General features: G+C 43.9%; 1 protein-coding gene. It reads right to left on the reverse strand.

The window, feature by feature from the left end; genetic code table 11:
• Positions 1-1,205 (reverse strand): IS3 family transposase gene (locus H8B19_RS18840; RefSeq protein ID WP_186508698.1). Its coding sequence is split into 2 segments (ribosomal slippage), with 1,206 coding nucleotides annotated over them: positions 1-865 and positions 865-1,205; the frame shifts between segments, so codons are not numbered across the junction. This gene is flagged as partial in the annotation.

The following is a 1,205-nucleotide window of genomic DNA, read 5'->3' on the forward strand; positions in this document are numbered from 1 at the left end:
AGTAGCTGGCCTTTTCTATTATGCACCTGATTAGGTGTTTGCATATCTAAACTCAGGTGCGGCCTCATTTCATTGTAAATGTATATCGATTCGCTAACGAGTCTCTTCAGTTCATTCAGGGTTTTACATCGATACAGTAAAAACTCCTGCTTTAATATTCCATTTACTCTTTCCGCCAAGGCATTTTGGTAACAGTCATATCCGTCTGTCATTGACGCCTGAATGTGGTTTTTCTGCAGCACATTCTGGTATATTGCTGAGCAATACTGCAGCCCCCGGTCGGAGTGATGAACCGTATCAGCTTTATAACGGCTGTCCTTGACCGCCATTTTCAGTGCTTTCACGACACTCTCCGCTTTCATATCAGAACTCAGGTGATAACCGACTATTTTGCGTGAGCCAGCATCAGTCACAAGCGACAAGTAATGTACACCCTGGTCTGATTCGAGATAAGTAATGTCACTGACCAATACATACGTTGCATCATGCAGCCCTTTTTCTTTCAGCAGATTCGGATGCTTCTTCATCCAGTGTTTACTGAAGGTCGTTTTTATAACGCTTTTCCTTGGACTGACGAGCAATCCTTCGCTCTTCAAGTAAGTAAAAAAGCCATCTCGCCCCAGTTTGATGGCGTGTTCAATCAGCTTTGGTTTAATCAATTTATAAAGTTTTCGGGTGCCTAATTGAGGCATAAACTTGCGCCAATAGTGCACCCACGCCTTAATGACCGAGAGTTCTGCTCTGCGACTCTCCATTCGGGAGACAGATTGATAAACTGACTGTCTGGATATCCGAACAACCCGACATGCCGTCGCCAGGCTTATGTCTTTCCTTTCTTTGGCTTGCCAGATGTACCGGATAAGTACTTTTTTCTTAAGCCTGCTCCATATTCGTTATCCATAATATCGACCATGCCATTTAGAATTTGGTTACGCAGTTTTTCATCGGCTAATTCACGCTCTAGTCGCTTTATTTTCTCGGCGGGTGTTTCTTTTGAACTTGGCATAAGGGGATGCTGAAAAGGTTTCGACCAATCCAGTCTACCATGCTTTCTTAACCAGACGAGTACGGTTGAGCGTCCCTGAATGCCAAAGTGAGATTGGGCTTGCTTGTAAGTCATCTCGCCTTTTTCAACACGTGCTACGACCCCTAATTTAAAAGCCATCGTGTAATCGCGTTGAGTACGCTTACGATTTGAATTAGTT

This window comes from Neptunicella marina (assembly GCF_014270035.1).
Lineage (GTDB): Bacteria > Pseudomonadota > Gammaproteobacteria > Enterobacterales > Alteromonadaceae > Neptunicella > Neptunicella marina.